21 protein-coding genes are annotated in these 23,865 nt (G+C 65.2%); 19 read left to right on the top strand and 2 right to left on the bottom strand.

Annotated features, from left to right (window positions below; genetic code table 11):
• The first annotated feature begins 124 nt into the window (after positions 1–124).
• The 4 genes from ABE423_RS14145 (at position 125) to ABE423_RS14130 (ending at position 6,186) form a co-directional block, all read left to right on the top strand.
• Positions 125–4,756: an RHS repeat-associated core domain-containing protein gene (locus ABE423_RS14145; protein WP_258015818.1), complete on the top strand. Its 4,632-nt coding sequence runs from the start codon at positions 125–127 to the stop codon at positions 4,754–4,756.
• A 94-nt stretch (positions 4,757–4,850) separates the two neighbouring features.
• A complete protein-coding gene (locus ABE423_RS14140) occupies positions 4,851–5,270 on the top strand; it encodes a hypothetical protein (protein ID WP_125895737.1) in 420 nt (139 codons plus the stop codon).
• A 180-nt stretch (positions 5,271–5,450) separates the two neighbouring features.
• Entirely contained in the window at positions 5,451–5,840 is a 390-nt protein-coding gene (locus ABE423_RS14135) for a hypothetical protein (protein WP_180838515.1), read from the top strand.
• Positions 5,841–5,850: 10 nt separating this feature from the next.
• Complete coding sequence (locus tag ABE423_RS14130) at positions 5,851–6,186, top strand: hypothetical protein (protein WP_125895738.1); 336 nt, start codon at positions 5,851–5,853, stop codon at positions 6,184–6,186.
• 45 nt (positions 6,187–6,231) lie between these two features.
• Here the strand turns inward: ABE423_RS14130 and ABE423_RS14125 are convergent, their stop codons facing one another.
• Positions 6,232–6,606, bottom strand: a complete 375-nt coding sequence (locus tag ABE423_RS14125; RefSeq protein ID WP_180838514.1) for a hypothetical protein — start codon at positions 6,604–6,606, stop codon at positions 6,232–6,234.
• Between the two features lie 569 nt (positions 6,607–7,175).
• Here ABE423_RS14125 and ABE423_RS14120 point away from each other — a divergent pair.
• On the top strand, positions 7,176–7,505 hold the full coding sequence (locus tag ABE423_RS14120) for a hypothetical protein (RefSeq protein ID WP_180838513.1): 330 nt from the start codon (positions 7,176–7,178) through the stop codon (positions 7,503–7,505).
• Here the strand turns inward: ABE423_RS14120 and ABE423_RS14115 are convergent.
• Positions 7,499–7,903: a ribonucleotide reductase subunit alpha gene (locus ABE423_RS14115; protein WP_097047752.1), complete on the bottom strand. Its 405-nt coding sequence runs from the start codon at positions 7,901–7,903 to the stop codon at positions 7,499–7,501. The genes ABE423_RS14120 and ABE423_RS14115 overlap by 7 nt on opposite strands.
• A 194-nt stretch (positions 7,904–8,097) precedes the next feature.
• Here ABE423_RS14115 and moaA point away from each other — a divergent pair, with 194 nt between their 5' ends.
• From moaA to ABE423_RS14045, 14 genes are all read left to right on the top strand, one after another.
• Positions 8,098–9,078, top strand: a complete 981-nt coding sequence (gene moaA / locus ABE423_RS14110; RefSeq protein ID WP_180838512.1) for a GTP 3',8-cyclase MoaA — start codon at positions 8,098–8,100, stop codon at positions 9,076–9,078.
• A gap of 8 nt (positions 9,079–9,086) precedes the next feature.
• Positions 9,087–10,082: a bifunctional molybdenum cofactor biosynthesis protein MoaC/MoaB gene (gene moaCB, locus ABE423_RS14105; RefSeq protein WP_180838511.1), complete on the top strand. Its 996-nt coding sequence runs from the start codon at positions 9,087–9,089 to the stop codon at positions 10,080–10,082.
• On the top strand, positions 10,082–11,335 hold the full coding sequence (gene glp, locus ABE423_RS14100) for a gephyrin-like molybdotransferase Glp (RefSeq protein WP_346486476.1): 1,254 nt from the start codon (positions 10,082–10,084) through the stop codon (positions 11,333–11,335). Before moaCB ends, glp begins: the two co-directional genes overlap by 1 nt.
• Entirely contained in the window at positions 11,335–11,595 is a 261-nt protein-coding gene (locus tag ABE423_RS14095; protein WP_049462752.1) for a MoaD/ThiS family protein, read from the top strand. Before glp ends, ABE423_RS14095 begins: the two co-directional genes overlap by 1 nt.
• Positions 11,596–11,598: 3 nt before the next feature.
• Positions 11,599–12,099, top strand: a complete 501-nt coding sequence (locus ABE423_RS14090; RefSeq protein WP_049401277.1) for a molybdenum cofactor biosynthesis protein MoaE — start codon at positions 11,599–11,601, stop codon at positions 12,097–12,099.
• A 138-nt stretch (positions 12,100–12,237) separates the two neighbouring features.
• Positions 12,238–12,786, top strand: coding sequence for a molybdenum cofactor guanylyltransferase (locus ABE423_RS14085; RefSeq protein ID WP_180838509.1), 549 nt, complete (start codon positions 12,238–12,240; stop codon positions 12,784–12,786).
• Positions 12,783–13,148 carry a hypothetical protein gene (locus ABE423_RS14080; protein ID WP_180838508.1) on the top strand — a complete coding sequence of 122 codons (366 nt, stop codon included), beginning with the start codon at positions 12,783–12,785 and terminating at the stop codon, positions 13,146–13,148. The genes ABE423_RS14085 and ABE423_RS14080 overlap by 4 nt, the downstream gene beginning before the upstream one ends.
• Positions 13,149–13,292: 144 nt before the next feature.
• A complete protein-coding gene (locus tag ABE423_RS14075) occupies positions 13,293–14,711 on the top strand; it encodes a NarK family nitrate/nitrite MFS transporter (protein WP_180838507.1) in 1,419 nt (472 codons plus the stop codon).
• A 72-nt stretch (positions 14,712–14,783) separates the two neighbouring features.
• On the top strand, positions 14,784–18,539 hold the full coding sequence (locus ABE423_RS14070; RefSeq protein WP_180838506.1) for a nitrate reductase subunit alpha: 3,756 nt from the start codon (positions 14,784–14,786) through the stop codon (positions 18,537–18,539).
• Positions 18,539–20,083 carry a nitrate reductase subunit beta gene (narH, locus tag ABE423_RS14065; protein ID WP_180838505.1) on the top strand — a complete coding sequence of 515 codons (1,545 nt, stop codon included), beginning with the start codon at positions 18,539–18,541 and terminating at the stop codon, positions 20,081–20,083. Before ABE423_RS14070 ends, narH begins: the two co-directional genes overlap by 1 nt.
• Complete coding sequence (gene narJ / locus ABE423_RS14060; RefSeq protein ID WP_065723459.1) at positions 20,083–20,763, top strand: nitrate reductase molybdenum cofactor assembly chaperone; 681 nt, start codon at positions 20,083–20,085, stop codon at positions 20,761–20,763. The genes narH and narJ overlap by 1 nt, the downstream gene beginning before the upstream one ends.
• On the top strand, positions 20,760–21,467 hold the full coding sequence (gene narI, locus ABE423_RS14055; protein ID WP_180838504.1) for a respiratory nitrate reductase subunit gamma: 708 nt from the start codon (positions 20,760–20,762) through the stop codon (positions 21,465–21,467). The genes narJ and narI overlap by 4 nt, the downstream gene beginning before the upstream one ends.
• 3 nt (positions 21,468–21,470) lie before the next feature.
• Positions 21,471–22,370 (top strand): peptidylprolyl isomerase, encoded by a 900-nt coding sequence (locus ABE423_RS14050; RefSeq protein ID WP_180838503.1) that lies wholly within the window; start codon positions 21,471–21,473, stop codon positions 22,368–22,370.
• 23 nt (positions 22,371–22,393) lie between these two features.
• On the top strand, positions 22,394–23,725 hold the full coding sequence (locus ABE423_RS14045; protein ID WP_346486475.1) for a nitrate/nitrite transporter: 1,332 nt from the start codon (positions 22,394–22,396) through the stop codon (positions 23,723–23,725).
• The last annotated feature ends 140 nt before the right edge of the window (positions 23,726–23,865 follow it).

Below are 23,865 nucleotides of genomic sequence, written 5' to 3'. Positions count from 1 at the left end.
TAAAGGCGGCATGTGGCACTGCCGCATTCCGGACCAGGGACGATCCGAAGCATGACGTGATGGGGCTCTACCCCCGCGTTCTCGTTCCCGCCGGCGCTGTGTTCGTCCAGGAAGGAGAACAGGGATGTTGGAACGACTGAAGACCCTCTCGCGTGCCGTGCTGGCGATTGTTGCCGTCGGCTTCGTCGCCCCTGCTGTGGCACAGGCGCAGGAAAGCAAGATCACCTGGCGTATTTCGCAGCCCGGAGGCGATGCGACCCAATACAAGACCCAGCAGGCGGCGGTGGCCGCCATCAAGAATCTGCCGGCGCCCAGCCCGTTCCCGCCGGAGTTCCAGTTCGGCTGGCAGTCTGTCGACAAGATCAAGTCGAAAGTCGTGGACTTGAACGGAAACACGTCGATCACCTACTGGATGGGTAAATCTCAGCCAGCAGATCCTGAGTGGACTTACCATGGCGCAGGAAATGGTGGCTTCCAGTCCGAAGAGGATGTGCTGGAAGCGCTCATTGCAGACTTGCAAGACATCAATCCCCACTGTCCTGGGGAAACCGCTGTGCCGGAAGGAGGCTGGGTCCCAACTGCTCCAGAGATGGATGGGATTTCGGAGTTCAGGGAGTACCGCGTCACCGGAATGCTGGGCAGCAACACGGCGGAGTCTCCGTGCGTACCCTTCGACGCAGGAACGACAGGGCTCGCTCGCATGCGACGCTTGAACTGCCCCATTCCGTTCACGCAATGGTCCAACAAGCACAACGCCTGCGTCAGCGAGGAATTCGTTGCGACCATCACCTCCAAATCGCAGAAATGCGACAAGGACAGTTCTGGGACGAATTGTCCTTCGACAGAAGAGGGCGAGGCGGCGAACAAGGCACCTTGCGACGGCACCGTAGGCAATCCGTGTGATGTCAAAACCGGCGAGAAGTACGAAATCGCGCCGGACTTCGATCTTGGCTGGATCGCACTGACGCGTTTCTATCACTCCGGCATTTCCACGTCCTCCGGTGGCTTCGGTTATGGCTGGACCCATTCGCTGGGCGCCCACCTGGCACTGGATGGCGCTGACAGTGTGGGCATCATTGAAAGCACCGGTTTCCAACGGGCATTCAAGAAGATCGGCCAAGCCTATGAGGCGGACGACGACAGTGGTGATCGTCTCGTCCAGAACGGTAACTGGACGCTGTATTCGGCGGGTTCCATCTCGACCTTCGGCGCGGACGGGCGTCTGATCACCAAGCGCTTCCCGGATGGCACGTCGCTGACCTATATCTACGATGACAGCGATCGCCTTGCGGCCGTCACCCACAGCAGTGGCCGCACGCTGGAGTTCGTTTACCAGTCCAACGACTACGAGGCGCTGATCAGTTCGGTGCTGGTCGAAGGCATTCCGCTGGCCACCTATACCTACACGCCTCAGAACCAGGTTGCCACGGTGACCTATGCGGGTGGCGGTGTGCGCACGTATCACTACGAGAATCAGGATTTCCCCCAGCACCTGACGGGTATCACCGCGGAAGACGGGCGTCGCTACAGCACTTTTACCTATGATTCCGACGGTCGCGTCATTTCCAGTCAGCACGCCGGCGGTGCCGATGGTGTGACGCTCGCCTACAGCCCCAACGGCGGTGCGGTCGTGACTGACGCGCTTGGGCGGCAGACCGACTACACCCTGACACCCGGCGGCGACACCGCGCCGTCGCGCAAGGTGACCGGCCTGACCGATTCGCAGGGAACCGTCAGCCGAACCTACTACGACCAGAGTGTCGACTTCCGCCGGCGTCTGGATACCTACACCGATCGCCGCGGCATCCAGACCAGGCACACCTATGCGCAGGGCACCGATCCGGTGAGCGGTCGTGCCGTTAGCATCCATACCGTGACCGAAGCGGTCGGCTTGCCCGAGCAGCGGGTGATGACCACGGCGCGCGACGTCGAAACCAATGCGGTACTGACCACCCGGATCGGTAGCCGCGAAACCCGCACGGCCTTCAATTCCCGACGCCAGCCGACGGCCAACACGGTGACCGACACCGCTTCCGGTCAGACGCGCATCACCAGCTACACGTACTGCGAAGCCGCTGATGTGGCAGCGGCAGGCAGCTGCCCGGTGGAGGGGCTGCTGAAGAGTGTGGATGGCCCGCGCACGGATGTGGCCGATGCCGTTACCTATGCCTATTACTCGGCGGATGATGCAGGGTGCGCGACCGGAGGTGCCTGCAGCTATCGCAAGGGCGACCTGCGCAGCGTGACCAATGCGCTGGGCCAGACGGTCGAGACCTTGGCCTACGACGCGTTCGGGCGGCCGTTGTCGGTCAAGGACGCCAACGGCGTGGTCACCGATTACACGTACCATGCTCGCGGCTGGCCGACCTCGATCACCGTACGCGGCGCGACCACTGCCGAGGATCGGGTCACCCAGCTGAGCTATTGGCCGACGGGCCAGGTGCAGAAGATCACCGAGCCGGATGGCAGCAGCGTTTCCTACGTCTACGATGCTGCGCTGCGCTTGACCGACATCGAGGACAACGCAGGCAACACGATTCACTACACACTGGACAATGCCGGCAACCGCCTCAAGGAAGACACGCTGGACACCGGTGGCACGCTGCGCCGTACCCTGGCACGCACGTTCAACACGCTCGGCCAGCTGACCGCGCTGAAGGACGCAGGCAATCACGCTACCGGCTTTGCCTACGATGCCAACGGCAACCCGCAGACGGTAACCGACGCCCTGCAGCGGGTGACCAGCCAGCAGTTCGATCCGCTGAACCGTCTGGCGCAGACCCTGCGGAACGTCGGCGGCGTGGCGGCGGAGATCCGCAGCCAGTACAACGCGCTGGACCAGGTCACCCAGATCACCGATCCGAAGGGACTGCACACCACCTACGCCTACAACGGGTTCGGTGACCTGACCGGCCAGGTCAGCCCGGACAGGGGCGCCAGCAGCTTCACCCTGGATGCGGCCGGCAATCGCAAGACGGCCACCGATGCGCGTGGCGTCACCGCCACCTATCACTACGATGCACTCAACCGCCTGATCGGCGTCGCCTATCCGGACCCCAATCTGGATGTGGGCTACAGCTATGACGTGGCGCCGGCTGCCTGCGCCACAGACGAGCGCTTTGCCAAGGGGCGCCTGGGGCAGGTGCTGCATGCCAATGGCAGCACCCAGTACTGCCATGACCGCTTCGGCCAGGTCACCCGTAAAGTGCAGACGATCAATGGTGTCGCCAGCACGCTGCGCTACGCCTACAGCAAGTCGGGCCGCCTGACCGCGCTGACCTACCCCGACGGCAGTGTGGCCGACTACGTGCGCGATACTCAGGGGCGCATCAGCCAGATCGGCCTGACCCGGCCCGGCCAGGCCCGCCAGATCGTGGTGAACAACGTGACCTACGCGGCCTTCGGCCCGGCGACCAGTTGGACCTATGGCAACGGCCGCCAGCTGCAGCGTCCGCTGGATCTGGACTACCGCCCTCAGGCGGTGCATGACCCGGCCGCAGGCGGCCTGTCGCTGGGCTATGGCTATGATCCGGTGGGTTCGATCACCGAACTGAAGAACGGCACAGGCTCGACGGTGCTGGCCAAGTACGCTTACGACGCGCTGGGTCGCCTGACCCAGACCCAGGACGGTACGACCGGCACACCGATCGAAACCTATGCGTATGACGCCACCGGTAATCGCACCGCGCTGACCACCTCGGCAGGTACCGCCAGCTACACCTATCCCGCAACCAGCCACCGCCTGACTGCGGTGGATGGCGAGGCGCGCACCCATGACGCAGCGGGCAACACCACCAGCATCGGCAGCAAGACGTTCACCTACAACGATGCCAATCGCATGAACGCGGTGAAGCAGGGTAACGCCACATTGGAGAGCTACGGCTACAACCATCGTGGCGAGCGCGTGTTGCGTACCCCGGCCGGTGGCGCAGCGCAGATCACCCTGTATGACGAGGCAGGGCAGTGGCTGGGCAACTACTCGGCCACGGGCCAAGCGCAGCAGCAGGCCATCTGGCTGGACAACTATCCGGTGGCGCTGATCAATGTGCCGGGCACCGGCGTGCCGGAGTTAGCCTACGTCCAGCCGGATCATCTGGGCACACCGCGCGTGGTGATCGACCCGGTGCGCGATGTGGCGATCTGGGAGTGGAGCAACAAGAGCGAAGTGTTCGGTAATCAGATTCCGAGTGCCGACCCGGATGGTGATGGTGTGGCGTTCGAGCTGGCGCTGCGCTTCCCGGGCCAGCAGGCGACGGATGCGAGTGGGTTGTTCTACAACAATCAGCGGGAGTATGACCCGGTAGTTGGGCGGTACTCGCAGAGTGATCCAATTGGGTTGGAAGGCGGAATCAGTACATTTGCCTATTCCGAATCTGATCCCGTGCTGAACATCGATCCATTCGGTGAGATGTCGGGACGTCGCGGGGAACGAAATCAGACGCGCTCGCCGGATGGGACCAACAATCCTGGAAAAAAGTGGAAGGATGATCCCAAACGCCCTGGATGGGGATGGCAGAAGGACTCCAATACGGGAAAGTCAACCTATAAGAGGAAGCCGTCGTTCCTGCTTCCACCCAAGGCAATCGGACCCACGCTCGCACTCAGAGTTGCTCTTCAGGTTGCTTGCGAGAATGGAGATGTTAACGCGTGCAAGACCCTGTGTAGTCTCTTTCCAGAGGTTTGCGGGGCGGTAGACTTCACAGAGCCGAATGTAGCAATGTGCCCTACGGATGGTTCGACGTCACTGCTCTTCTAGATGAACTGCAAGATGGGCTATGTTTCATTTGGAAAGGGCCGGGAAGATCTTCGCTTGCTGGCAGGGATGCTGGCGCTGACTTGAGGCTTACTAGGTGAAGAGGTTGCATGCGCGTGCGGTCAAGGAAATGGAGGTAGTCACTCCTGCCGGGATGAGGAAGATGGTGCTGGGCCTGTTTCATCGTCGGCATGATTACGGCGACTTTGACCTTTTGGAGGTTGTGGCTGAACTTCACAAGCTTGGGATATCAACACTGAAGCAGTTGAGGCTCCTTCTAAAAAGGCACCGTCGTTCAATTCTCCATGATGAGAAAAGGAAGATGTCTCGCGCCGAAACTGTGCACCTTCTTTCGCAATTCGATTCGCGAGGTATCGACTCGCACACTAACACTGCCTGGTTTGCGGTTCCTGGTGTTGTGCGAGAGGCCCTTGAAAAGGAGTTTGGCTGGGAAGTGGTGAAACAGTTCCATGAATACGAGCCGGAGGAGGGCTGCGATCAAGAAGGGACAGAGTGAGTTTGCGCACGTATCAATCTTCGCTGTTTTCGCTTCAATTCCATTTCGTTGGATGCGATGCGGCCTATGAATTCGGTTCTGATGAGGTTGGCGTGCCCAATAGCGTCCTTTTTGTGAGAATGGCTCTTGGCGAGGCTAGGCGCCAGGGGCTCCGTGGTTGTTTCCCCGGAGTTCCAGTCTATGAACCAAGATTTCAACTCCCTTGAATGGTGTGACGCCACGTTGCTGGCCATCAACATCAACAGAAGCAATCCTGGCGTATGCGACGAGGTAAGGGTGCGAGCGCGTTGGCCGGATGGCCGGCAGGCAACCGTTTGCTTCTCGGAAGCCTACGGGTGCTCGGCGCTCATGAACTTCGGCGTACTGGGTGACGAGGGAATTGAGTTTGCCATGGTGGATGATGACGAGCCGGGACTCGCTGATCTTCTTGATCGTTGGAAGGCGGTCGGCTATCCGCTGTCCGGTCTGAAGTGTTTTCGTATCGAGACCAGCTCGACCGGAAGCGTCATTCTCATCTACGCCAGGACATGGCGGATCGAGAATCAGCCGATGGCGGACGCGGTGCCCTGAAGGACATCCCGTGCCCAGGTTCCTCACCCCCGACGAGGTCTCCCTCATCCACAGGCTGCTGCCGGAGACGACCGAGCTGTCCGAACGGTTGTTGAAGGATCTGGCGCTCGCTCAGGTGGAGGATGTGGGTGTCGTCGGATTCGGGGGCGTGGTGTTCCTGTCCAGCACGACCCAGCTTTTCGGCAGTGACATTGCTACGGCCATGCTTGCCGATGCCGACGGCGTGCCGGTGAGAGTCACCCTGTGCCTGGATAATCACGATCAACTCTTCGAGCTGGAGCTGTGCAAGGTGGACTTCTCTTCGATCATCGGCGTCGATCTGAGAAGTGCTTTCAGCGAGCACTGACGCCTGCTGAAAGCGGTCCTCGCTGAAGGCCGTGGCGCATGGCATTCACCCTTCAGGCTGCAACCGCCCCACCGCCTGCGCGCACAATGACTGGCTGGCCAGTACCAACCCCTCCATCACCCGGTCGCCCACGTACTCTTCCGGTTCGCCGTTCTGGCCGGTGCGCTCCGCCGCCAGCAGCATTTCCAGCACCACACGCAACCCGCTCAACGCGCAATCGGCATCGGCCAGGGCCAGGCAGCGCCCGGGCAGCTGATGCCGCTCCGGCCAGGGTTGGCCATCGGCCGCCGCACCGACGCCGATGCGATGGAGGTTGGCAATGAAGGTGTTCCTGTCCACTGCGGGCACAGCCTGTGGCGAACCGTCGTCGTGGGCGGTGCTGCGATAGGCGTGCAGATGCGGGAAGTCCGATTCGTTCATGGCAAGGCTCCGTGCAGGGCAATCGGTAGCCGCCACCCATAAAAGTGGCGGGCGGTACGTGGTTCGAACACCGGGTTGATGTCAGTCCGGCGGGCCCGGAAGCCCCCACGCACCGCCCGCCATAGCCGGCAGACGGATTGCCAGCCGGCGCCACGCTGAGGTGACGCCGGCTGGCAAGCGCATACATCAACATCAACTCGGGTGTTCGAAGCCCGGCCACCCTTTTCCGGTGGCACGCCATCTGAGCCCCTGGCGCTGTGCAATGCCAATCAGAAGAGTTGCAAACATCGCTCGATTGGAGACGCTTTCGGCATTCTCCCACGCTGTTAAGCACTGCCAGCGCTGGCTGGCGTGGTGATCCGCCCGAACCGTGCAATCTGCGACAGGTGTCGAGGTTGGGGGAGGGAAGGGCGCGGGTGGGGAAGGGCGATGGCGACAGGCTCCGCGCAAGTCTGAGTCGAGCATGGCTGGGCCGCACCGAGGCCAAAGCGTGACGTGCGACTCGGGTTGACGTTCCCAGCCACCAAGCGCAGGCTGGTCCGGCACGTTTCCTAACCAGAAGGAGACTTATGACCGCCACCGCTTCCGTGCACCCAACCCCCGACGCCCAGGGCCGTTCCCGCCTCTGGAGTGTGTTCTGGCTGCAGGGCGTCATTCCCAGCAACATTCTGTGGGCCGTGGCTCTCTGGGCGCTGGCCAACCAGCGCACCCCGCTGCTGCTGGGGGTGTTTGCCTTACTGCTGCTCTATACCGGCTGGATCATCCCGGCGGTATGGCGGGCGGCGCCCTCCGCGCACAACGCGAACCTGGGCGTGGCCGCGCGCGGGCTGACCGTGGCCTGGGGGCTGAACACCGTGCTGGTGATCTTCTTCCTGACCCTGCAGCTGGTGGCTCAATAGAACTGAACAGGCTCGCCGCCCCGGTCGAAGGCGGCGAAGCGGCCGATCTGACCGTCATGGATGGCGTTGACCATCAGCTTCAGCGGGCGCGCGGCCTCATCGCTGTTGGGGGCGAAACCGGCGCGACCATCCAGCGCCGCCACGAAGACCAGGTCCCAGTCGATGCCGGTGGTGGTGGATTCGGTGGCCAGCGCCTGGAAGCTGGGCACCTCGGCTGGCAGCTTGTCCACGCACAGCACCGGCGACAGGGTGCCGCCCTCGCGGCGGTCATGCCGGTCGCGCTGGTCGTCGGTGGGCGATTCGGGCAGCTCGGCGCGCACGAATACGAACAGCAAACGTTGCGGTTCAGCCTGCTGGCCTGCGGCGTGCAGCAGCTGCTGGAAATCGTTCATCATCATGAGGGTTGTCACACGCCCGCTGCACGGAAAGCCGCATGCTGCCACAACGGCTGCCGCGCAGGGCCGAAGACGATTGATTTAAGTCATGCCCATGGAACTGACTGCCGCGTACTCTGGCAATCGTTCCAGCAGACGAGGGTTTCCGGGCCGTTCCGGGTACAGGCAAGACGGTGGAGCAACAAGGTGGACCAGCCATGAGCCAACTCACCGACGGTTTCGGACGCAGCTTTCCGTACCTGCGCCTGTCGTTGACCGAAGCCTGCAACTTCCGTTGCAGCTATTGCCTGCCCGACGGTTACCAGGTCGATGGCCGCCCGCGCTTCCTGCAGGTGGATGAAATCGCGCGCCTGGTGCGCGCGTTCGCCGCGCTGGGCATGAGCAAGATCCGCCTGACCGGTGGCGAGCCCAGCCTGCGCAAGGATCTGGACGAGATCATCGCCACCGTGGCGGCGGCGCCGGGCATCCGCAAGGTGGCCATCACCACCAATGGCACGTTGCTGCCGCGTCGCCTGCCGGGCTGGCACCGCGCCGGCCTGACCGCGCTGAACGTGAGCATGGACAGCCTGCAGCGCGAACGCTTCAGGACCATCACCGGGCATGACCGCCTGCCGGAGATCGAACAGGGCCTGGCCCTGGCGCAGGCGTTGGGCCTGCCGGCGATCAAGCTCAACGCGGTGCTGCTGCGTGGCCTGAACGATGACGAGCTGCCGCAGTGGATGGACTACCTGCGTGGCCGCCCCTTCAGCGTGCGCTTCATCGAACTGATGCGCACCGGCGACAACGAAGCCTATTTCCAGCGCCACCACCTGCGCGCCGACGTGGTGATCGAGCAGCTGCTGGCCGCTGGCTGGCACGAGCGTCCGCGCGCCGCCGACGCCGGCCCGGCGCGCGAGTTCGGCCACCCCGACCATCGCGGCAGCATCGGCATCATTGCCCCGTATTCGCGTGACTTCTGCAAGGGCTGCAACCGCCTGCGGGTGACCGCCAAGGGCGACCTGCGGCTGTGCCTGTTCGGCGAGTTCGGCGTACCGCTGCGCCCGCTGCTGCAGCGCGATGAGGACCATGAGGCGCTGCTGGCACGCATCACCACACAGCTTGGCCTGAAAGCGGCCGGGCATGGACTGCACCAGGGCCAGACCGGGCTGACCCCGCACCTGGCCTCCATCGGAGGATGAGCAACACGATGAGTGGGGAATTGAACGCGGCCTTCCATATGGCCGATGTCCGTAACAAGCGCATCAGCCGCCGCCGTGCGGTGGCGGTGGGCGAGCTGCATGCCGGTCCAGTGGCCTATCCGCTGATCGTCGAGCGCCGCCTGCCCAAAGGCGATGCGCTGGTGATGGCCGAGATTGCCGGCCTGCAGGGCGCCAAGATGGCGTCGATGCTGATGCCGCTGTGCCATCCGCTGCCGCTGGAACTGGTGCAGGTGTTCTGCGCACCGGTGCCGGAGCGGCAGGCGATCCGCGTGTGGTGCGAGTGCGCCAGCGAGGCACGCACCGGCGTCGAGATGGAGGCGCTGGCTGGTGTCAACGCGGCGTTGCTGACCCTGTACGACCTGAGCAAGCCAGTGGAACCGGCACTGCGCATCGAAGGCATCCGCCTGCTGTTCAAGGAAGGCGGCAAGCGCGGGGTCTGGCTGCACCCGGATGGCATGGACGAGGCCGAGCGCGTGCGTTTCAACCCACGTGCACCTAAGGGGTTGGAGGGTGCGGCCTGCGCGGTGATTACGCTGAGCGATCGCGCCAGCGAAGGCACTTATGAGGATGTGTCCGGCCCGACCCTGGTGACCGGCCTGAGAAAGCTGGGTGGCGACGTAGTGGCCGCCGAAGTGCTGCCCGATGGCATCGAGCCGTTGGCGGGCCGCCTGCAGGCCTTGGCTGCCGAGGGCGTGCGCCTGTGCCTGTGCACCGGTGGTACCGGGCTGGGCCCGCGTGACCTGACCCCGGAGGCGCTGCGTTCCTTGAACGCACGGCCGGTGCATGGCCTGGCACAGATGGTGCGGGCGCTGAGTGCACAGCACACGCCGATGGCCTGGCTGAGCCGCGCCGAGGTGGTGCAGCTGGGCAACATGCTGGTGTTCGCATTGCCAGGCAGCCCGAAGGCGGCGGCGCAGTGCCTGGACATCCTGGCGCCGGTACTGGGCCACGCCCTGGCGATGGTCGACGGTGGTGGCCACTGATGATTGCCTACAGCGAAGCCCTGCAGCACCTGCTGGATGCGGCCACGCCGCTGCCGGCCGAGCGCCTGCCGTTGCATGAGGCCGGCGCCCGCACTCTGGCCAGTGACATCATCAGTGAGCAGTCGCTGCCGCCGTTCGACAATTCGGCGATGGACGGCTTCGCGCTGCGCGCCAACGGCGCGACGTTCGAGGCCGGTACCGAATTCGCGGTGCAGGGCTGGCAGGCGGCCGGCGATGCCGGTGCCGAGGGCGGCGAGGGTGCCTGGGAAATCATGACCGGAGCGCGCATGCCGGTTGGGCTGGATACGGTGGTGCCCGTCGAGAACGTGGAGATCCTTACCAGCGAGGACGGCCGCCCGACCCGCATCGCATTGAAGGGCACGGTGAAGCCGGGCCAGAACGTACGCCTGCGCGGCCAGGATGTGAGCGACGGCGAGCGTGTGCTGCAGGCCGGGCAGGTGCTGGATATCAATGCACGCACCCTGCTGCATGCCATCGGCGTGGGCCAGGTGGCGGTGGTGGCACGGCCGAAGGCGGCGGTGATCGCCACCGGCAAGGAGCTGGTGACCGAGGCGGCGCAGACGCTGGAGTCCGGCCAGATCCGCGACAGCAACCGGCCCTACCTGGTTGGCCGCCTGCAGGCCGCCGGTGCCGAGGTGGTCTGGCAGGGCACGGTGGGTGATGACGTGGCCGCGTTCAATGCGGTGCTGGATGAAGCGCTGGCTGCCGGCGCGCAGCTGCTGATCAGTACCGGCGCGGTGTCGGCCGGCCGCTACGATTTCGTTCTCGATGCGCTGCGCGGCCGTGGTGCGCGCATCGTGTTCCACAAGGTGGCGATCCGCCCGGGCAAGCCGCTGCTGTTTGCGGTGCTGCCCAATGGCGCGCTGTATTTCGGTCTGCCCGGCAACCCGGTGTCGGCCGCCGTGGGCCAGCGCTTCTTCGTGGAGCCGGTGCTGCGCCGCCTGCTGGGGTTGGCACCGGAAACCGTGTTGCAGCTGCCGCTGCAGGCCGACGTGCGCAAGCCGCCGGGCCTGCGCTTCCACGCGCGTGCGCGGGTGGAAGTGGACGGTCAGGGGCGCCTGAGTGCGCGCGTGCTGTCCGGGCAGGAGTCGTTCCGTTTGATGTCCATGCTGCAGGCCAACGCCTGGGTGGTGCTGGAGGCCGAGGGAGACCTGGCCAGCGCTGGTACCTACGTGCGCGTGCAGGGCTGGGGTCACCATGACCCGGTGCAGCTGGCGAGTCAGGAGTCATAATGAAACAGGTGAATCTGCAGCTGTTCGGTGCGTTTTCCGATCTCGATGCCAGCCGCGAGATCGCGGTGGAGGTGGCCGGAGGCACCGTGGCCGACCTGCGCCAAGCGCTGCGCGAGCTGCTGCCGACGCGTTGGCCGGGCTTCCGCGCGGGCCTGCTGGACTACTCGGCGTTCGCCGACCAGCAACGTGTGCTGCGCGACCATGAAGCGCTGCCCGACGATGGTCGGGTGGCGATCCTGCCGCCGGTAAGCGGGGGCTGAGCGATGAGCGAGAAGATCATCGCCAAGGTGGTGGATCGCGCGCAGGCGTCGATCGATCCGGCCGAGGGCATCGCTGCGGTGTCCGATCCGGGTTTCGGTGGCATCGATGTGTTCATCGGCAAGGTGCGCGACGTCAACATCGGCCGCCCGGTGAACGGGATTACCTATGACCTGTTCGAGCCGCTGGTGCTGAACGAGTTCAAGCGCCTGGCCGCCGAGGTCGAGGCGACGTTCGGTCCGAAGCTGAAGCTGTATGTGGCCCATGCCAAGGGCCGGTTGGGCATTGGCGATGTGGCGGTGGTGGTGGCTGCGGGCAGCCCGCATCGAGACGAGGCATTCAGGGCCTGCCGGCAGTTGATCGAGGTGGTGAAGCACCAGTGCCCGATCTGGAAGCAGGAGCATTACGAGGACGGCGACAGCGAGTGGAGCGAGGGTTGCAGCCTGTGCCATGCGGACAGCGAACCCGCACATGCCCATGACCATGCGCACGACCACCACCATTGAGTCCGCTGCAGCCACGCATGGCGTGGCTCTACCACCGAATGTCTGGATGGCCGTGGGGTTCAGTAGATGCACGCCATGCGTGGATGGGGCCGTTCCCGCGTATCCAACCGGCGCAGCCACGCATGGTGTGGCTCTACCATGAATGGAACCATCAACGGCATCGTGCTGGCCGGCGGCCTGTCCAGCCGGATGGGGCGCGACAAGGCGCTGCTGCCGTGGCAGGGGCGCACGCTGCTGGAACACATGCGTGGCCTGCTGCTGCAGGCCGGCGCCGAACGGGTGTGGGTGAGCGGCGACTATCCGGCCTTCGGCGGCATCCCCGATCAGGTGGCGCGCTGCGGTCCCCTGGGTGGACTGCACAGCGTGATGCAGCAGATGCCCGATAGCCTAGCCTGGGTGGTAGCGGTGGATACCCCGTTGCTGGCGCCGCGGCTGCTGCAACGGTTGGCCGCCGAGGGGCGGGGCGCATGTACGATCTTTGACGGGCATCCCTTTCCCATGCGGTTGAATGTGGACAATGCCACTCGTAGCGTGCTGGCCGCGATGTTGGATGATGCGGACGGGCCGCGCTCGGTACAGGCCTTCCAGCGCCGCCTGCAGATGCACGCGCTGCTGCTGGAAAGCGTTGACGAAGCCTGCCTGGTCAACTGCAATACCCCCGAACAATGGGAGGATGTTGCGTCATGAAAGTGCAGTTGCAGGATCAATCAGTACGGCTTCGCCTGGACGAGGCCGAACTGGCGCGCCTGCTGGCCGGTGAATCGGTCGAGAACATGACCCGCTTTGGCGGCATCGAGGGCTGGGGCATGGCGGTGTCGCTGCATGGCGGCGAGCAGCCCGTGCTGCTGGACGGGGGCACCTTCTGCCGCCTGGTACTGCCGCGCCCGGCCGTCGAGGCCTTGGCGGCGCGGTTGCCGTGCCGGGAGGGCCTGCCCTTCGACATTGCCCTGGAAGATGGCAGCCAGCTTCAGCTGCAGTTCGATGTGGACGTGCGCGACAGCGTGCGCCAGCGCGGGGTGACCCGCCGCAACACCGCTTCACCGGTTTGACATTTGTCAGGGGCACGGCGGAAACCGGCCCCTGATTGATCCAGATCAACCCCGTCGTTGTTGCTGCGCGGCCTAATGGCTGCATGACGACGGGTCACAACTTGAAAGCAATACCCACGTCATTCCACAGCCTTGGAGCCATGTATGACCGTCGGTAGCGATCCTGTTGTCCGCAGCACTGCCCGTCCGGGTCGCGTCATCAGCGACTGGACGCCGGAGGACCCCGGCTACTGGGAGCGCACCGGCAAGCGGGTCGCCACCCGCAACCTGGTCATCTCGATCCCCTCGCTGCTGCTGGCCTTCTCGGTCTGGGTGCTGTTCTCGGCGGTGTCGATCAGCCTGCCGAATATCGGCTTCAACTTCAGCACCGACCAGCTGTTCTGGCTGGTGGCGCTGCCCAGCCTGTCCGGCGCCACGCTGCGCATCTTCTATTCGTTCGTGATCCCGATTTTCGGCGGCCGCCGCTGGACCGCACTGTCGACCGCGTCGCTGCTGGCACCGACGCTCTGGCTCGGCTTCGCGGTACAGGACCCGGCCACGCCGTACGGGGTGTTCGTGGCCATCGCGATCCTGTGTGGGTTCGGTGGCGCGAACTTCTCGTCGTCGATGTCCAACATCTCCTTCTTCTACCCCAAGCAGAAGCAGGGCCTGGCGCTGGGCCTGAACGCCGGCCTGGGCAATGTGGGCGTGTCGGTGGCGCAGGCGGTGATCCCGCTGGTCATCACCGTGGGCGTGTTCGGTGCGCTGGGCGGTGCGCCGCAGCCCACGGTGGAGGGTGGGGCGCCGCTGTTCCTGCAGAACGCCGGTTTCATCTGGGTGCCGGCCATCGCGCTGTGCGCCGTCGCGGCCTGGTTCGGCATGAACGACCTGACCAGCGCCCGCTCGTCGTTCTCCGAGCAGGCGGTGATCTTCCGCCGCAAGCACAACTGGCTGATGTGCTGGTTGTACATCGGCACCTTCGGTTCCTACATCGGCTTCTCGGCCGGCTTCCCGATGCTGGTGAAGAGCCAGTTCCCGGACGTGAACCCGCTGGCCTACGCCTTCATCGGCCCGCTGCTGGGTGCGTTGATGCGTTCGGTGGGCGGCAGCATGGCCGACCGCTGGGGCGGCGCACGCCTGACTTTCTGGGTGTTCGCGCTGATGATCGCCGCCGTGTTCGGTGTGCTGCACTTCCTGTCCAGTCACGGCCAGGGCGGCAACTTCCATGGCTTCCTGCTCAGCTTCATGGCGCTGTTCGTGCTCAGTGGCATCGGCAACGGCACCACCTTCCGCATGATTCCGGTGATCTTCCGCACCCTGCATGAGCGCTGGTCGGCCAACGACAACGCCGAGGGCAAGGCTGCTGCTGCCCACCAGGCCAGCATCGAGTCGGCCGCGGTGGTCGGCTTCTCCGGTGCGATCGGCGCCTATGGCGGCTTCTTCATTCCCAAGAGCTACGGCTCGTCCATCACCTTGACCGGCAGCCCCGACATGGCGCTGTACGGATTCGTTGTTTTCTATGTCACCTGTCTGGCCGTGACCTGGTGGTGGTACTACCGGCGCGGTGCCGAGACACCCTGCTGACGACATGAAAACGCACCGCAGCCAGATGACACACACAGCCACGATGCCGATGTCCGCAAAGGGAGACCCCCGATGAGTTATTTCCTCGATCGCTTGCAGTTCTTCAAGCGTGACCCCCGGACCTTTTCCGATGGCCACGGATTCGCCAAGAGCGAAGGCCGTGACTGGGAAAACAGCTACCGCGCCCGTTGGCAGTACGACAAGATCGTGCGTTCCACCCACGGCGTGAACTGCACCGGTTCGTGCAGCTGGAAGATCTACGTCAAGAACGGCCTGGTCACCTGGGAAACGCAGCAGACCGACTACCCGCGTACGCGCCCGGACCTGCCCAACCACGAACCGCGTGGCTGCCCGCGTGGCGCCAGCTATTCCTGGTACCTGTACAGCGCCAACCGGCTGAAGTACCCGCTGATCCGCGGCACGCTGCTGCGCCTGTGGCGCGAGGCGCGCAAGAGCAAGGGCCCGGTCGATGCCTGGGCCAGCATCGTGGAGGACAAGGAAAAGGCGCGTTCGTACAAGACCCGCCGCGGCATGGGCGGCTTCGTGCGCCTGCAGTGGGAAGAGGCCAACGAGATCATCGCCGCCTCCAACCTGTACACGGTGAAGCAGTACGGCCCGGACCGCGTGGTCGGGTTCTCGCCGATTCCGGCGATGTCGATGGTGTCCTACGCCGCCGGCGCGCGTTACCTGTCGCTGCTGGGCGGCGCCTGCCTGTCCTTCTATGACTGGTACTGCGATCTGCCGCCGGCCTCGCCGCAGATCTGGGGCGAGCAGACCGACGTGCCCGAATCGGCCGACTGGTACAACAGCCGTTACATCATCGCCTGGGGCTCGAACGTGCCGCAGACGCGTACGCCCGATGCGCACTTCTTCACCGAGGCGCGCTACAACGGCACCAAGACGGTGGCGATCTGCCCGGACTATTCCGAGCTGGCCAAGCTGACCGATCACTGGCTGCACCCCAAGCAGGGCACCGATGCGGCGCTGGCCTTCGCCTTCGGCCATGTGATCCTGCGCGAGTTCCACGTCGATTCGCCCTCGCAGTACTTCCAGGACTATTGCCGCCAGTACTCGGACATGCCGATGCTGGTGCGCCTGGAGCGCCGCGACGACGGCCGCCTGGTGGCGGGCCGTTTCCTGCGTGCCAGTGAACTGGGCGGGCTGGGTGAAGCCAACAACCCGGACTGGAAGACGCTGGCCTATGACGAGACCAGCGGCCAGATCGTGGTGCCGAACGGCTCGATCGGCTTCCGCTGGGGCGAGAAGGGCAAGTGGAACATCGAGGAGAAGGAGAGCAAGGGCGCCGAGACGCGTCTGCGCCTGAGCCTGGCCGATGGCCATGAGGGCATCGAGGCGGTGAGCTTCCCGTACTTCGGTGGCATCGAGACCGACGGCTGGACCGCCGCGCCGGCCGACGACGTGCTTGAGCGCAACATTCCGGTGCGCCGGCTGGCCACGGCCGAGGGTGGCGAAACCCTGGTGGCCACGGTCTACGACCTGCTGCTGGCCCAGTACGGCGTGGACCGTGGCTTTGGCGGCGGCAATGTGGCATCGAGCTTCGACGACATGGTGCCGGGCACCCCAGCCTGGCAGGAGCGCATCACCGGCGTGTCGCGCGCCGAGGTGATCGAGATCGCCCGCGAGTTCGCACGTACCGCCGACAAGACCCATGGCCGTTCGATGATCATCGTCGGCGCCGGGATGAATCATTGGTTCCACAACGATATGAACTACCGCGGCCTGATCAACATGCTGATCATGTGCGGTTGCGTGGGCCAGACAGGTGGCGGCTGGGCGCATTACGTGGGCCAGGAAAAGCTGCGCCCGCAGACCGGCTGGCAGCCGCTGGCCTTCGGCCTGGATTGGAGCCGCCCGCCGCGCCACATGAACGGCACCTCGTTCTTCTACTTCAACACCGGGCAATGGCGCTACGAGAAGCTGCAGGTGGACGAGCTGCTGTCGCCGCTGGCGGATGCGAGCAAGTACAGCGGCAGCCTGGCCGACCTCAACCTGCGCGCGGTGCGCATGGGCTGGCTGCCGTGTGCGCCGCAGCTGGACCGCAACCCGCTGCAGCTGGTACGCGAGGCCGAAGCGGCGGGTGTTGCCCCGGCCGACTACGCGCTGGGCAAGTTCAAGGACGGCTCGCTGGACTTCGCCTTCGCCGATCCGGATGCACAGCAGAACCATCCGCGGATGATGTTCATCTGGCGCTCGAACCTGTTGGGTTCGTCGGGCAAGGGCCACGAGTACATGCTGCGGCACCTGCTCGGCACGCGTCATGGCCTGCAGGGCAAGGACCTTGGCGAGATGGGGGCGATCAAGCCGGAGGAAGTGACGTGGCGTGACGAGGCACCGGAAGGCAAGCTGGACCTGCTGGTCACGCTCGACTTCCGCATGTGCACCACCGCGCTGTACTCGGACATCGTGCTGCCCACGGCCACCTGGTACGAAAAGGACGACCTCAACACCTCGGACATGCACCCGTTCATCCACCCGCTGTCGAAGGCGGTGGATCCGGCCTGGGAATCGCGCAGCGACTGGGAGATCTTCAAGGAGGTCGCCCGCACCGTAAGCGAAATGGCGCCGGGTGTGCTGGGCGTGGAGAAGGATCTGGTGCTGGTGCCGACCCTGCATGACACCCCGAACGAGCTGGGCATGCCGTTCGGCGTGGCCGACTGGAAGAAGGGCGAGTGCGAGGCCATCCCGGGCCAGACCATGCCGTCGATGACGGTGGTGGAGCGCGACTACCCGAACCTGTACCGCAAGTTCACCTCGCTCGGCCCGCTGCTGGACAAGCTGGGCAACGGCGGCAAGGGCATGAGCTGGGACACGAAGCACGAGGTCGAATTCCTCGGCAAGCTCAACCACACCGTGCACGACGCGGGCGTGAGCCAGGGCCGCCCGGCCATTTCGACCGCGATCGACGCGGCCGAGGTGATCCTGCACCTGGCGCCGGAAACCAATGGCCACGTCGCAGTGAAGGCGTGGGAATCGCTGGGGACCTTCACCGGCCGCGAGCATACCCACCTGGCGGTGGGCAAGGAGCACGAGGCGATCCGCTTCCGTGACATCCAGGCACAGCCGCGCAAGATCATTTCCTCGCCGATCTGGTCGGGCCTGGAAGACGACAACGTCAGCTACAACGCCGGCTATACCAACGTGCACGAGCTGATTCCGTGGCGCACGGTGACCGGTCGCCAGCAGTTCTACCAGGACCACGAGTGGATGATCGACTTCGGCGAGGCCTTCATGGGCTACCGGCCGCCGGTCAACACGCGCACGGTGGAGCCGCTGCTGAACCAGCGCCCGAACGGCAACAAGGAGATCGTGCTGAACTGGATCACGCCACACCAGAAGTGGGGCATCCACAGCACCTACAGCGACAACCTGATCATGCAGACGCTGTCGCGCGGTGGCCCGATCGTGTGGCTGAGCGAGGACGACGCGCGCAGTGCCGGCATCGTCGACAACGACTGGATCGAGCTGTTCAACGTCAACGGTGCGATTGCCGCGCGTGCGGTGGTCAGCCAGCGCGTGATGCCGGGCATGGCGATGATGTACCACGCCCAGGAACGCATCATCAACGTGCCGGGCTCGGAGATTTCCGGGACCCGCGGCGGCATCCACAACTCGGTGACCCGCATCGTGCTCAAGCCCACCCACATGATCGGCGGCTACGCGCAGCTGGCGTACGGCTTCAACTACTACGGCACGTGCGGCACCAACCGCGACGAGTTCGTGATCGTGCGCAAGATGGACAAGGTCGATTGGTTGGACGATGAACAGCCCGCTGGCGCTTCGGCATCGGCCAGCAAGGAGGTGGTGTGATGAAGGTCCGTGCACAGATCGCGATGGTGCTGAACCTGGACAAGTGCATCGGCTGCCATACCTGCTCGATCACCTGCAAGAACGTCTGGACCTCGCGCGAGGGCGTCGAGTACGCCTGGTTCAACAACGTGGAAACCAAGCCGGGCATCGGCTACCCCAAGGAATGGGAGAACCAGGACAAGTGGAACGGCGGCTGGGTACGCACCCGCGCCGGCAAGCTGGTGCCGCGTGCCGGTGGCCGCTGGCGCATGCTGGCCAAGATCTTCGCCAACCCGGACCTGCCACAGATCGACGACTACTACGAGCCGTTTGATTTCGACTACCAGAACCTGCACACCGCCAAGGACAGCCAGCACCAGCCCACCGCGCGGCCGCGTTCGCTGATCAGTGGCGAGCGCATGCAGAAGATCGAGTGGGGCCCGAACTGGGAGGAGATCCTGGGTTCGGAGTTCAGCAAGCGCTCGCGCGACTACAACTTCGACCAGGTGCAGAAGGAGATCTACGGCGCCTTCGAGAAGACCTTCATGATGTACCTGCCGCGCCTGTGCGAGCACTGCCTGAACCCTGCGTGCGTGTCGGCGTGCCCGTCGGGCGCGATCTACAAGCGCGAGGAAGACGGCATCGTGCTGATTGATCAGGACAAGTGCCGCGGTTGGCGCATGTGCGTCTCGGCCTGCCCGTACAAGAAGATCTACTACAACTGGAAGAGCGGCAAGTCGGAGAAGTGCATCTTCTGCTACCCGCGCATCGAGATGGGCGAGCCGACCGTGTGCTCGGAAACCTGCGTGGGCCGCATCCGCTACCTCGGCGTGATGCTGTACGACGCCGACCGCATCGCCGAGGCGGCTTCGGTGGCCGCCGAGAAGGACCTGTACCAGGCCCACCTGGACATCTTCCTGGACCCGAATGATCCGGCGGTGATCGCCGCCGCGCGCAAGGAAGGGATCCCGGACAGCTGGCTGGATGCGGCCAGGCAGTCGCCGGTGTACAAGCTGGCGATCGACTGGAAGCTGGCGCTGCCGCTGCACCCGGAATACCGCACGCTGCCGATGGTCTGGTATGTGCCACCGCTGTCTCCGATCCAGTCGGCCGCCGAACGTGGCCGCGTGGGCATGAGCGGTGAACTGCCGGACGTGGCCTCGCTGCGTATCCCGATGCGCTACCTGGCCAACCTGCTGACGGCGGGTGACGAGGCGCCGGTGGTGCGCGCGCTGGAGCGGCTGATGGCGATGCGTGCCTGGCGCCGGGCCAAGAACGTAGACGGCGTGGAAGACACCGCAGTGCTGGAGCAGACCGGGCTGAGCATTGCCCAGGTCGAAGAGATGTATCGCTACCTGGCCATCGCCAATTACGAGGACCGTTTCGTGATTCCCTCTGGCCACCGCGAGTACGCCAACGATGCCTTCGGCGAGCGCGGCGGCTGCGGCTTCACCTTCGGCAACGGCTGCAACGGTGACAGCCCGGCCGATCTGTTCGGCCAGCGCAAGAGCACAACGTTCGTGGTGGACAACGGCCCCAATCATCGCCGCAAGGAGGTGGTGTGATGAGCGTGCTCAAGCTGGTCGGGGTGTTGCTGGATTACCCCCGTGAAGAACTATGGCAGCACGGCGAAGAACTCCTCGCCGCCTGCGACGACCCGGCGCTGGGCGCCGCCCGCCGCCAGCAGCTGCGCAGCTTCGTGCAGCAGCTGCTGGCTACCGATGCGCTGGATGCGCAGGCGGCGTGGCTGGCCAGTTTCGACCGCGGCCGCTCGATGAGCCTGCTGCTGTTCGAACACATCCATGGCGAGTCGCGCGACCGCGGCCAGGCCATGGTCGATCTGGTCGAGACCTACCGCCGCAACGGCTTCGAACTGGATGCGCGCGAGCTGCCGGACTACCTGCCGCTGCTGCTGGAGTTCCTGGCCCATCGCCCTGGCAGCGAGGCCCGCGAGTGGCTGCACCACATCGGCCATATCGCCGGGATGCTGGCGGCGCGTGCCGCCGAGCGTGAGCTGCCGCACCGGGTGCTGTTCGAGATCCTGGTCGAAGCCGGCGACGGCAAGGCCGATCTGCAGGCGCTGCGCCAGCGTGCCAGCGAGGAAGTCCGCGACGATACCGCCGAGGCCATGGACCGCTTGTGGGAGGAGGAGGCGGTGCGCTTCGGCGCCGAAGCCCCTGCCGAGGACTGCAAGCCGCCCGTGCGTTCGCCGGCCCGTCCTTCGCATCGAGAGGTCCAGCCATGAGTTACTCCCTGCATCAATTCGCCTTCCAGCACTACCCATACATCGCCGTGGCGGTGCTGCTGATCGGCAGCTGGGCGCGCTACGACAAGGCCATGTACACCTGGCGCACCGGCTCCAGCCAGATGCTGTCAGACAAGGGCATGCGGATCGGCAGCAACTGCTTCCACATCGGCATCCTGGCCATCCTCGGTGGCCATCTGGTCGGCCTGCTGACCCCGCACGCGGTGTACGAGCACTTCATCACATCGTCGCAGAAGCAGATGCTGGCGATGGTGGTGGGCGGCGTGTTCGGCGCGCTGTGCTTCATCGGCATCAGCATCCTGCTGGTACGCCGCCTGTTCAATGCGCGTGTTCGGGCCACCGGCAGTTTCGGTGACACCCTGGTGCTGGTGCTGCTGTTCGCCCAGCTGTGCCTGGGCCTGTACAGCATCCGCGTCTCATCCGGCCACCTGGACGGTGGGGTGATGGTGCAGCTGGCCGAATGGGCGCAGCACATCGTGACCTTCCGCGCCGGTGCCGCCGACTACATCGAGGGCGTCAGCTGGGTCTACAAGATGCATATCTTCCTGGGCCTGACCCTGTTCCTGATCGCGCCGTTCACCCGCCTGGTGCACGTGTGGAGCATTCCGATCAGCTACCTGTGGCGGCCGTACCAGGTGGTGCGCCGCCGCCAGGCCACGCTGCGCTACGGTCCGCGGGAGTAAACCATGGGCAGCCTGCCGAAATTCCTGCCGATCACCGTGATCGACTCCACCGCACCGGTGCCTGCCGAGGCGCATTCGCATCACCACGACGCGGCAGAGCAGGGGCCGCGCTCGCTCGGGCAGCCGGCACCGTGCCGGCTGTTCGTGGACGAGACCGCGATCAGCGAGGCCGACATCGCCCGCGAGATGCAGCACCATCGGGCGATGCGCCCGGAACAGTCACGCGCCGAAGCGGCGCGTGCCCTGGTGGTGCGCGAGCTGCTGCGTCTGGAAGCGCAGCGGCTGGGCCTGCAGGCGCCGGAGGGCAACCGGGTCAGCGACGAGGAAGTGCTGATCCAGCAACTGCTGGAAGACGCGATCGAAGACCGCGTGCCGACCGACGAGGACTGCCGCCGCTACTTTGAGCAGAACCCGGAGCGCTTCCGCTCGCCTGACCGCGTGCGCCTGCGCCATATCCTGCTGGCGGCGGCGGCCGACGACGTGGCCGGGCGCTTCGCCGCACGCACCGAAGGCGAGCGGCTGGCCGGACTGCTGAAGGAGTCGCCGCACCTGTTCGCCGATTTTGCCCTGCGCCATTCGCGCTGCCCCTCCAGCAGCGAGGGCGGCGACCTGGGCTGGTTGCAGCGCGGGCAGACCACGCCGGAGTTCGACCGCCAGGTGTTCCGCCTGCGCGAGGGCCTGGCTGGATTCCCGGTGGAATCGCGCTGGGGCTACCACGTGGTCTGCGTCGATGCCCGCGAGGAAGGCCAGCCACAGTCGTTCGAGGCGGTGCTGCCGCAGCTGCGTGATTACCTGGAACTGCAGGTACGCCAGCGCGAGGTGCAGGCCTATCTGCTGCAGCTGCAGGAACGCTACCCGGTGCGCGGGCTGGATGAGATCGAAGCCGAAGCAGATATCGGCTGACCCCCATTGAACGAGGAGACCCCATGAACCAGGCCCTTGCCCCCGCCAGTGCCGGGCAGCAGCAGCGTACGCTGTGGCTGAGCACGTTCGCCTTCACCGTGTGCTTCGCGGTGTGGATGATCTTTTCAATCATCGGCATCCAGATCAGTCAACAGCTCGGTTTGAATGACACCCAGTTCGGCCTGTTGATCGCCACGCCGGTACTGACCGGTTCGGTCAGCCGCGTCTTCCTCGGCATCTGGTCCGACCAGTTCGGTGGCCGCAAGGTGATGGTGCTGGTGATGCTGTGTGGCGCCGTGGCCACCTGGATGCTGACCTATGCGCAGACCTACACCCAGTTCCTGATCGCCGCGCTGTGCGTGGGCATCGCCGGCGGCAACTTCTCGGTGGGCGTGGCCTACGTCTCGAAGTGGTTCCCGGCCAGCAAGCAGGGCACCGCGCTGGGCATCTTCGGTGCCGGCAACATCGGCTCGGCGGTGACCAAGCTGTTGGCGCCGCTGGTGATGGTGGCCGCGGGTTGGACCATGGTTGCCAAGGTCTGGGCGGTCGCGCTGGCCGTCACTGCGGTGCTGTTCTTCCTCTTCAGCAAGGAAGACCCGTCGCTGGAGCAGCGCCGCCGCGAGGGCGTGAAGCCGGTTCCGTTCGCCGAGCAGATGGCGCCGCTGAAGAACCTGCAGGTGTGGCGGTTCTCGCTGTACTACTTCTTCGTGTTCGGCGGTTTCGTGGCGCTGGCGCTGTGGCTGCCGCACTATCTGGTGGGCGCCTACGGCATGGACGTGGGCCACGCCGGCATGCTGGCGGCGTGCTACTCGATCCCGGCCAGCCTGTTCCGCGTGGTCGGTGGCTGGATGTCGGACCGGATGGGCGCGCGGCGGGTGATGTACTGGACCTTCGGCGTGTCGGCCATCTGCACCTTCCTGCTGGCCTATCCGGATACCGAATATGTGGTGAAGGGCATCCATGGCCCGATCCATTTCCATCTGGCCATCGGCGTGGTGATGTTCACCGTGCTGGTGTTCGTGCTGGGCTTCTTCATGTCGCTGGGCAAGGCCGCGGTCTACAAGCACATTCCGGTGTACTACCCCAAGCACGTGGGTGCGGTGGGCGGCGTGGTCGGCATGATCGGCGGCCTGGGTGGCTTCATCCTGCCGATCGTGTTTGGCGCCTTGAACGATGCGCTGGGCATCTGGAGCAGCTGCTTCATGCTGCTGTTCGTGCTGGTGGCCGCCGCACTGGCGTGGATGCACTTTGCGATCCGTCGCATGGAACGCCGTCACTTCCCGCAGATCGATCGCGAGACCGACCTGCCCGAAGCCATCGATGCGGCCGCCGCCGAGCGGGTGCGTGGCAGGTAAAGGGGGTTGCCGGCCCGCGGGCGGCCCAACCGGGACGAGCGCCGTGCGCGGTTTGGGCTGTAGGCGGTGGCGGCGCGGTGGCGCTCGGGCTGCCCCCGCGGGCACCCCGCGCGCACCCACAGCGGGGGAGTCTTGCCGGC

Origin of the sequence: Stenotrophomonas sp. TWI1409 (genome assembly GCF_039673015.1) — a bacterium.
GTDB classification, from domain to species: Bacteria; Pseudomonadota; Gammaproteobacteria; order Xanthomonadales; family Xanthomonadaceae; genus Stenotrophomonas; species Stenotrophomonas maltophilia_A.
Note: the sequence above shows the minus strand (reverse complement) of the source record. Positions and strands in the feature narration are given on the sequence as shown.

Excerpts from the sequence above, each read along its gene's own strand:
- ABE423_RS14085 (WP_180838509.1), top strand. The coding sequence starts at position 12,238 with ATGAATGGAACCATCAACGGCATCGTGCTGGCCGGCGGCCTGTCCAGC.
- narI (WP_180838504.1), top strand. The coding sequence starts at position 20,760 with ATGAGTTACTCCCTGCATCAATTCGCCTTCCAGCACTACCCATACATC.
- ABE423_RS14080 (WP_180838508.1), top strand. The coding sequence starts at position 12,783 with ATGAAAGTGCAGTTGCAGGATCAATCAGTACGGCTTCGCCTGGACGAG.
- moaCB (WP_180838511.1), top strand. The coding sequence starts at position 9,087 with ATGAGTGGGGAATTGAACGCGGCCTTCCATATGGCCGATGTCCGTAAC.
- ABE423_RS14120 (WP_180838513.1), top strand. The coding sequence starts at position 7,176 with ATGACCGCCACCGCTTCCGTGCACCCAACCCCCGACGCCCAGGGCCGT.
- ABE423_RS14095 (WP_049462752.1), top strand. The coding sequence starts at position 11,335 with ATGAAACAGGTGAATCTGCAGCTGTTCGGTGCGTTTTCCGATCTCGAT.
- ABE423_RS14050 (WP_180838503.1), top strand. The coding sequence starts at position 21,471 with ATGGGCAGCCTGCCGAAATTCCTGCCGATCACCGTGATCGACTCCACC.
- glp (WP_346486476.1), top strand. The coding sequence starts at position 10,082 with ATGATTGCCTACAGCGAAGCCCTGCAGCACCTGCTGGATGCGGCCACG.
- ABE423_RS14070 (WP_180838506.1), top strand. The coding sequence starts at position 14,784 with ATGAGTTATTTCCTCGATCGCTTGCAGTTCTTCAAGCGTGACCCCCGG.
- ABE423_RS14090 (WP_049401277.1), top strand. The coding sequence starts at position 11,599 with ATGAGCGAGAAGATCATCGCCAAGGTGGTGGATCGCGCGCAGGCGTCG.
- ABE423_RS14115 (WP_097047752.1), bottom strand. The coding sequence starts at position 7,903 with ATGATGATGAACGATTTCCAGCAGCTGCTGCACGCCGCAGGCCAGCAG.
- ABE423_RS14125 (WP_180838514.1), bottom strand. The coding sequence starts at position 6,606 with ATGAACGAATCGGACTTCCCGCATCTGCACGCCTATCGCAGCACCGCC.
- narH (WP_180838505.1), top strand. The coding sequence starts at position 18,539 with ATGAAGGTCCGTGCACAGATCGCGATGGTGCTGAACCTGGACAAGTGC.
- ABE423_RS14075 (WP_180838507.1), top strand. The coding sequence starts at position 13,293 with ATGACCGTCGGTAGCGATCCTGTTGTCCGCAGCACTGCCCGTCCGGGT.
- ABE423_RS14045 (WP_346486475.1), top strand. The coding sequence starts at position 22,394 with ATGAACCAGGCCCTTGCCCCCGCCAGTGCCGGGCAGCAGCAGCGTACG.
- narJ (WP_065723459.1), top strand. The coding sequence starts at position 20,083 with ATGAGCGTGCTCAAGCTGGTCGGGGTGTTGCTGGATTACCCCCGTGAA.
- ABE423_RS14145 (WP_258015818.1), top strand. The coding sequence starts at position 125 with ATGTTGGAACGACTGAAGACCCTCTCGCGTGCCGTGCTGGCGATTGTT.
- moaA (WP_180838512.1), top strand. The coding sequence starts at position 8,098 with ATGAGCCAACTCACCGACGGTTTCGGACGCAGCTTTCCGTACCTGCGC.
- ABE423_RS14135 (WP_180838515.1), top strand. The coding sequence starts at position 5,451 with ATGAACCAAGATTTCAACTCCCTTGAATGGTGTGACGCCACGTTGCTG.